The organism is Micromonospora sp. AMSO31t (assembly GCF_008868175.1).
Taxonomy (GTDB): domain Bacteria; phylum Actinomycetota; class Actinomycetes; order Mycobacteriales; family Micromonosporaceae; genus Micromonospora.
Genome location: NZ_WBKT01000070.1, coordinates 21,689 through 28,800 on the forward strand (window position 1 = coordinate 21,689; position 7,112 = coordinate 28,800).

Sequence of the window (7,112 nt, forward strand, 5' to 3'; positions counted from 1 at the left end):
CCCGGTGAGGACGAGGGTCACCCGGCCAGGCGGCGGTGGGACCGGCTGGTGTCGAGCGGCCGGCCCGGGTCGACGTGGCGGGGCCGGTCCGGCTCGTCCGGGCGCAGCGGCGCGAGCTCGTCGGTGATCGCGTCGATGATCCGGTCGGTGGCCCGCCGCGCCGCCCCCGGGGTGCCGGGGTGCAGGTCGCGCAGCAGCACCGGGGCGCCGAAGCGCACCCGGATGACCGGCCGCCGCAGCACCGACCGGGCGAGGCCGCGCAGCATGCCCTTCGGCGCCTGGTAGGGCAGCACCTCGTGGGAGCCCCACTGGGCGACCGGGACGACGGGAGCGCCGCCGGCGAAGGCGAGCCGGGCGGCGCCGGTCTTGCCCCGCTCGGGCCACATGCCGGGGTCCAGGCCGATGCGCCCCTCTGGGTAGACCAGCACCACCGAGCCGCCGGCCACCGCGCCGGCGGCCATCTCCAGCGAGTGGTGCACGGAGCGGGTGCCCCGGTCGACGCGGATGTGCCCGGCGCGGCGCATCAGCGATCCGATCACCGGGGCGCGGAACAGCCCGCCGGTGGCCATGATCCGCGGGCGGATGCCGCGGACCTGGCAGGCCGCGGTGAGCACCACGGGGTCGAAGGGGCTGATGTGGTTGGCGGCCAGGATCAGCGGTCCGTGCCGCAGGTCGTCCGGCACGTCGCCGGTGACCTCGAGGCGGCCGAGCAGGCCGACGAGGCCACGGGCGGCCAGTTGCGCGGCGCGCCAGAGCAGGGGCGCCCGCCAGTGGGTGGTCGGGGTGTCCATCAGTGCTGGATGGTCGCACGCGCGGGGGTGAGCGGGGGAGCCGATCCCCGGGTCGTCGGTGTCCTCCGCCGCGGCGGAGGACACCGACCGGGGCCTACTCGGCGTAGGGCTGGTTCTCGCCCTGAGCGCTGTAGCCGAGGCTCCAGATGTAGCCGTCCGGGTCGGCGAAGGAGCCGCCGTACCCGCCCCAGGGCAGGGGACCGGCGGGCTTGAGGATCGTGGCGCCGGCCTTCTCGGCCTCCGCCATGACCTCGTCGATCCGCCCCTCGCTGCGGACCACGTAGGTGAGGACCAGCCCGCTGAAGCCGCCGCCCTCCGGGCTGGCGCCCACCTGCTCGGCGAGGCCGTCGCGGCCGTAGAAGCCGACGGGCGAGCCGCCGTCCGGTGCGAAGAACACCGAGACGCCGTAGTCCTGCGCGATCGTCCAGCCGAGGCCCTCGGTGTAGAACCGCTTGGACCGCTCCATGTCTCGTACGCCGAGCAGGATCGAGCTGACGTGGGCTTTCATGCGTTGTCTCCTTCTCCGTGCCTGCCGATCAGGTGCACGTCGGCCACGCTACGGAGCGGCCGCGGGCGGGCGCTTCTCGAATCCTGATCGGTTCCGAGGTGATCAGGGTCATTGGTCCCGGAGCGGATCGGGCCCTCTGGCCCTGCACGTCCGTCTACGACGTCGAGTAGTATTTACTACGTCTCGTAGTATGCACAGCTGGGGGTTTCAGGTGGACGCGTTGGACGTCGCCCGCTGGCAGTTCGGTGTCACCACCGTCTACCACTTTCTCTTCGTGCCGTTGACCATCGGCCTGTCCGTGCTGGTGGCCATCCTGCAGACCCTGTGGCACCGCACCGGCAACGAGCGGTACCTCAAGCTCACCAAGTTCTACGGCAAGCTCTTCCTGATCAACTTCGCGATGGGCGTGGTCACCGGCATCGTGCAGGAGTTCCAGTTCGGCATGAACTGGTCGGACTACTCGCGCTTCGTCGGCGACGTCTTCGGCGCGCCCCTGGCCATCGAGGCCCTGGTCGCGTTCTTCCTCGAATCCACCTTCATCGGCCTGTGGATCTTCGGCTGGGACCGGCTGCCCAAGCGGCTGCACCTGGCCGCCATCTGGGCCGCGGCCATCGGCACCAACCTGTCCGCCTACTTCATCCTGGCCGCGAACTCGTTCATGCAGAACCCCGTCGGCTACCGGATCAACCCGGACACCGGCCGGGCCGAGCTGACCGACTTCGTCGCGGTGCTCACCAACAAGGTCGCCCTGATCACCTTCCCGCACACCCTGGCCGGCGCGTTCCTGGTCGCCGGGTCCCTGATCGTGGCCGTCGGGCTGTGGCACGTGATTCGCGGCCCCGGCGGCGCCGACACCGACGCCTACCGTTTCGCCACGAAATTCGGCTCCTGGGTGGTGCTGGTCTCCGCGGCGCTGGTCCTGTTCACCGGCGACATCCAGGGCAAGATCATGACCCAGGTGCAGCCCATGAAGATGGCCGCCGCCGAGGGCCTCTACACCACCGAGAGCCCCGCCTCGTTCTCCGTGCTCACCGTCGGCAGCCTCGACGGCAGCCGGGAGATCTTCGCCATCAAGATCCCGCACCTGCTGTCGTACCTCGGCACCGGCGACCCGAACGGCACCGTGCACGGCATCAACGACCTGCAGGCCCAGTACGCCACCCAGTACGGCGCCGGCAGCTACACCCCGATCATCCCGGTCACCTACTGGAGCTTCCGCTTCATGATCGCGCTCGGGATGGCCGCCGCCGCGATCGCCCTGCTGGTGCTCTGGACCCAGCGCAAGGGACGCGCCCCGACCAGCCGCTGGTTGCTGCGCGCCGGCCTGGTCATGCCGGTCCTGCCGCTGCTGGCCAACTCCTTCGGCTGGATCTTCACCGAGATGGGCCGCCAGCCGTGGATCGTCTTCGGCGAGATGCTCACCCGCAACGGCGTGTCCCGCAGCGTCTCGCTGGCCGAGGTGCTCACCTCGTTCACCGCCTTCACCCTGATCTACGCGACCCTCGCGGTGATCGAGTTCAAGCTGCTGGTCCGCTACGCGAAGGCCGGCGTGCCGGACGTCACCCCGGAGCCGGCCGCAGACGACGACGCCGAGCGCCCGCTGGCGTTCGCCTACTGACCCCGGAGCCCACCGTGGAACTGACGACCGTCTGGTTTCTCCTCGTCGCCGTGCTCTTCACCGGCTACTTCGTCCTCGAAGGCTTCGACTTCGGCGTCGGCATGCTGCTGCCCGTGCTCGGCCGCGACGACCGGGAACGCCGGGTCCTGATCAACACCATCGGCCCGGTCTGGGACGGCAACGAGGTCTGGCTGATCACCGCCGGCGGGGCCATGTTCGCCGCCTTCCCCGAGTGGTACGCCACCCTCTTCTCCGGCTTCTACCTGCCGCTGCTGCTGATCCTGCTCGCCCTGATCGCTCGCGGGGTGGCCTTCGAGTACCGGCACAAGCGCCCCGAGGCGTCCTGGAAGCGCCGCTGGGACACCGCCATCTTCGTCGGTTCGCTGCTGCCGGCGGTCCTGTGGGGCGTCGCCTTCGCCAACATCCTGCGCGGCGTGCCGCTGACCGCCGACCACGAGTACGCCGGCGGCCTGCTCGACCTGCTCCACCCGTACGCCCTGCTCGGTGGGGTGACCACCCTGGGCCTGTTCCTCACCCACGGCGCGGTGTTCCTCGCCCTGAAGACCACCGGCGACATCCGGGAGCGGGCCGGCGCGCTCGCCGTCAAGGTCGGCGCCGGGACCGCCGTGGTGGCGGTGGCCTTCCTGGTGTGGACGCTGAGCATCCGCTCCAGCGGGGCCGCCGTCGTGCTCGCCGCCGGCGCCGCACTCGCCCTGCTCGCCGGTGTCGCCGCCGCCCGGGTACGCCGGGAGGGCTGGGCGTTCACCGGCACGGCCGTGGCCATCGCCCTGGCCGTGGCGACCCTGTTCGCCGCGCTGTTCCCGAACGTGCTGCCGTCGACCCTGGACGCCGCCGGCACGCTCACCGCCACCAACGCCGCCTCCACCCCCTACACCCTGAAGATCATGACCTGGGTGGCGGTGGTGTTCACCCCGATCGTGCTGGCCTACCAGGGCTGGACCTACTGGGTGTTCCGCAAGCGGATCGGGGTACAGAACATCCCGCAACACTGACGAGCCTGCGGGCGCGGGTCGACGCGGGGCCGGTGCGAGGGGGTCGCACCGGCCCCGCGAACGGACCACCCGCACACCACCGGTGGCCCGTTCGGCGACCGGAGGTCATCCGAAGCGCCGAAACAACCGGCGCGATCCCCGTGGCGCCGCGGACGGGACAGCCGGTGCGGGCCGGCTCCGGTTAGGTTCTCACCACCTCCACCTCGACCGGTAAGGGTTCCGCGTGCCCGCAGCAGCCACCAAAGCCCTGGCCATCGTGTCCCGGCGCCACCTGCCGCTGGCCGCGCTGCTCGCCATCTACCTCGCCGCGCGGCTGCTCATCCTCACCCGCCTCACCGTCTTCACCTCGGCGGACTCCGGCTCCTACGCGGGCCGGCCGCCCACGTCCATCGACGCCCTGTCCTTCACCGGCCACGCCCCGCGGCCCTGGGGCGTGCCGGCGCTGTACGCGCTGGCCGGCAGCGACCACACCCGCGTCGTGCTGCAGTGGGGGATCGGCACCCTGGCCTGGGCGCTGCTCGTCTGCGCCTGCTGGCTGCGGCTGCGGTCCCTGCCGGCCCGGCTCCTCGCCGCCACCGCCCTGACCGCCCTGGCGCTGACCCGGTCGGTCTACTCGTGGGACGAGGCCATCCTCTCCGAGTCCCTGACCATCAGCCTCGGCGTCGCCGCGCTCGCACTCCTGGCCATCTGGACGCGGACCCGCTCCCGCACCGCGCTGGCCGCGCTGACCGTCACCGCCTTCTGGTGGACGTTCACCCGGCCCGACGTGCTGCCCTACGTGCTGCTGCTGACCGCCGTGCTCGCCGCGTACGCGCTGCGACGCCACCACCGTGTCGCCGCGGGGAGCGCCGTCGCGGCCCTCCTGGCGGCCCTGGCCTGGCAGAGCGTCACCGTGCCCACCATCGACCACAGCTACCGGTCCTGGGGCACCGGCCTGAGCCTGTCCGAGGCCACGTTCGTCTACCGGCTGCGCTTCCAGATCCTCGGCGACCCCGCCATGCGCGACGCCTACCAGCGGGAGTTCGGGATGCCGAGCTGCGAGCGGGCCGAGCAGATCGCCCAGGGGCGGCCGTGGGCGATGGCGGCGTTCACCGACGCCTACCGCGCCTGCCCGTCCCTCGTCCGCTGGGCGCAGCGGGAGAAGGGCAGCGTCGGCTACCGCTACGCCCTGGCCCACCCCGGCCACTACGCCGACACCGTCCTGGCCGACCTGCCCACCACCCTCGGCGGCACCGCGGGCCACTACGCCGCGGCCGTGCCCGGTGTGCCCGACCTGCCGGAGCGGGTCCTGTTCCCCCGGGCGTCCGACGTCCTGCCCCGCGCCGGCATCGTCCTGCTCGTGTCCCTGACCGTCGGGCTGGCGGCGGGGGCGTTCCGCCGGGCCCGCTGGCCGGCCCTCACCGGCCTGCTCACCGTCGCGGCCAGCGCGGCCGGCGCGGTCGCCGGCATGCTCTACTCCGCCGGCGAGTACGGCCGCTTCGGCATCCAGGAGGCGGTGTTCCTGCGCATCGGGCTGATCCTGCTGGCCGCCGCCGCGGCCGAGGCGGTCGCCGCGGTGGTCACCGACCGGCTCGCCGCACGCCGCCGGCCGGCGCCGCCCGGGGACGGCCCGGCCGGCCCCGAAACGGGGCCGGCCGGCGAGCCCTCCACCGACGTCGTGACCACCACCGGCTGACTCGCGCCCGCCCGGGTCAGCGGGCCTCGCGCAGCTCCGCCAGCCGCGCCTCGATCTCGGCCAGCTCGGCGCGCAGCTTCTCCGCCTGCTGCTCGGCCTCGGCCCGCTCGGCGGCCAGGATCTGCTCCACCGCCTCCTGCACGCCGGGCACGTCGACCAGCGCCACCATCCGCAGCGCCTCCGCCGGCTTCACCACGTACGGCCGGGCGAGGGCCTTCGCGCCCTGCTGCGCCGCGACCGTCCACTCGCCCTCGGCGTAGGCCAGGGTCACCGTCAACCCGGCCGGGCTCTTCGGCTTGACCGCCTTCACGGCCCGCCGCGCCGGCTTCGGCTCCGCCTGCTGCTCCACCTTCGGCTCCTCCCGCCGCGGCGCCGGCACCGGCGGCGCGTCCAACACGAACTCCGGCTCCGCCGGCGCCGCCTCGACCGGGGGCTCCGGCTTCGGCTCCGCCGGCCGCCGCCCGGCCCCCTTCGGCGCGATCGCCACGTCGGCGGGGGAGAAGGGCAACTCGTCGCGGCCGAACCGCACCACCACGAACTCCTCGGACACCTCCGGGTCGGTCAGCTCCACCACCTGCCCGAGCTGGCCCGCCACCTGCCCGGCCGCCGCCGTGAACACCACCCTGGGCCTGCGGCCGGCCGCCAGCGCCTCCCGGATGCCCTGTACCTCGTCAGTGGACAAACCCTGGCCCGCCATCACAGCCCTCTTCCGTACCCGTGTCTGATGCCTGCCTTGATACCAGCCCGCACCGACACCCGGAAGATCAACCCCCGGCTGTCCAGACCGCGGCGACGTCCTCGGCCACCGCGGCGGCCTGCGCGAAACCGGCCCGCGCCGACGCGGCCCGCCGCGCCGGGTCCAGCACGTTGCGCCCGATCGCCGCGCGCGCCGCCCGGTCCGGGGACACCACCGCCACCTCCGCGCCCGCCGACCGCAGCTGCGCCAGCTGTGCCGACAGCCGCGGCATCGGCCCGAACCCGGCCCGCGTCGGCGCCAGCACCACCACGGCCCGCGCGCCGGCCGCGAGGTCCGCGTTCACCGCCGAGCGCACCCCACCGTCGACGTACCGCCGGCCGCCGATGCTCACCGGCGGCCACACCCCCGGCACCGCGCAGCTGGCTCCCACCGCGTCCACCAGCGGCACCTGCGAGGTCGCGTCGAAGACCACGAACTCGCCGGAGGCCGCGTCCACGGCCGTCACCAGCAGCCGCCGCGCCGGCCACTCCCGCACCGGCAACCGCGCCGCGATGACCGCCCGCCGCGACTCCTCCGACGGGGTACGCGCCGCCAGGGCCATCGCACCGACCCGGGCCCGCGCCCGCACCTCGTCGCGGCCCCGGGCGCCCGCCCACGCCCACCGGGCCAGCACCGCGACCCCCAACCGGGCCGGCAGCTCACCGCGGGCCGGGCGCAGCTGCCCCGCGTACAGCTCCTCGACCGGTGTGCCGGAGCAGACCTGCGCGCCCACCACCGAACCGGCCGAGGTGCCCACCACCAGCTCCGCCC

General features: G+C 73.7%; 7 protein-coding genes. 3 read left to right on the top strand and 4 right to left on the bottom strand.

What is annotated here, in order from left to right:
• Window positions 1–17 precede the first annotated feature (17 nt).
• Together F8274_RS17190 and F8274_RS17195 are read right to left on the bottom strand one after the other, a co-directional pair.
• Complete coding sequence (locus F8274_RS17190; RefSeq protein WP_151463408.1) at window positions 18–791, bottom strand: 1-acyl-sn-glycerol-3-phosphate acyltransferase; 774 nt, start codon at window positions 789–791, stop codon at window positions 18–20.
• A 94-nt stretch (window positions 792–885) separates the two neighbouring features.
• Window positions 886–1,299, bottom strand: a complete 414-nt coding sequence (locus F8274_RS17195; RefSeq protein WP_151463409.1) for a VOC family protein — start codon at window positions 1,297–1,299, stop codon at window positions 886–888.
• 211 nt (window positions 1,300–1,510) lie between these two features.
• Between F8274_RS17195 and F8274_RS17200 the strand changes: the two genes are divergently transcribed.
• The 3 genes from F8274_RS17200 to F8274_RS17210 all read left to right on the top strand — a co-directional run bounded on the left by F8274_RS17200 (window position 1,511) and on the right by F8274_RS17210 (window position 5,605).
• Window positions 1,511–2,917 carry a cytochrome ubiquinol oxidase subunit I gene (locus tag F8274_RS17200; protein ID WP_192579872.1) on the top strand — a complete coding sequence of 469 codons (1,407 nt, stop codon included), beginning with the start codon at window positions 1,511–1,513 and terminating at the stop codon, window positions 2,915–2,917.
• 14 nt (window positions 2,918–2,931) lie between these two features.
• A complete protein-coding gene (gene cydB / locus F8274_RS17205) occupies window positions 2,932–3,930 on the top strand; it encodes a cytochrome d ubiquinol oxidase subunit II (RefSeq protein ID WP_151463411.1) in 999 nt (332 codons plus the stop codon).
• A 223-nt stretch (window positions 3,931–4,153) separates the two neighbouring features.
• A complete protein-coding gene (locus F8274_RS17210; protein ID WP_151463412.1) occupies window positions 4,154–5,605 on the top strand; it encodes a hypothetical protein in 1,452 nt (483 codons plus the stop codon).
• 16 nt (window positions 5,606–5,621) lie between these two features.
• Here the strand turns inward: F8274_RS17210 and F8274_RS17215 are convergent, their stop codons facing one another.
• Window positions 5,622–6,302, bottom strand: a complete 681-nt coding sequence (locus tag F8274_RS17215) for a hypothetical protein (RefSeq protein WP_151463413.1) — start codon at window positions 6,300–6,302, stop codon at window positions 5,622–5,624.
• Window positions 6,303–6,369: 67 nt separating this feature from the next.
• A partial coding sequence (locus F8274_RS17220) for a patatin-like phospholipase family protein (RefSeq protein ID WP_151463414.1) occupies window positions 6,370–7,112 on the bottom strand: 743 nt, incomplete at its 5' end.

What these genes read in the sequence shown, in the direction of transcription:
- F8274_RS17190 (WP_151463408.1), bottom strand. Translation starts at nt 791, where the DNA reads ATGGACACCCCGACCACCCACTGGCGGGCGCCCCTGCTCTGGCGCGCC.
- F8274_RS17195 (WP_151463409.1), bottom strand. Translation starts at nt 1,299, where the DNA reads ATGAAAGCCCACGTCAGCTCGATCCTGCTCGGCGTACGAGACATGGAG.
- F8274_RS17215 (WP_151463413.1), bottom strand. Translation starts at nt 6,302, where the DNA reads ATGGCGGGCCAGGGTTTGTCCACTGACGAGGTACAGGGCATCCGGGAG.